This window comes from Belnapia sp. AC561 (genome assembly GCF_979252845.1).
In genome coordinates this window covers 1-267 of the sequence record NZ_CEEDBP010000249.1, presented here as the reverse complement: position 1 = coordinate 267, position 267 = coordinate 1, and the positions used below count along the sequence as shown (strand labels likewise).

Below are 267 nucleotides of genomic sequence, written 5' to 3'. Positions count from 1 at the left end.
CCCCACCACCTCGCTGCTGACGCTCGCCTATGAGGGCGCACGCGCCCATCCCAAGCGCGTGCTGTTCGCAGAGGGCGAGGAGGAGGTCGTGCTGCGCGCCGCCATCGCGTTCAAGGAGGGCGGCTACGGTACCCCCGTCCTGGTCGGGCGCGACGACGTGTACGACCGGCTGAAGGCGCTCGGCGTGACCCGGCCGGAGGAGTATGAGGTTCACAACAGCCGCCATTCGCCGCTCGTCCCGAAGATGGTCGACTTCCTCTACAAGCG

1 protein-coding gene is annotated in these 267 nt (G+C 68.5%); it reads left to right on the top strand.

All coding sequences use genetic code 11. The annotated features are described in order from the left end of the window. A partial coding sequence (locus AC0IW9_RS30960; protein WP_471652133.1) for a phosphate acyltransferase occupies positions 1-267 on the top strand: 267 nt, incomplete at both ends.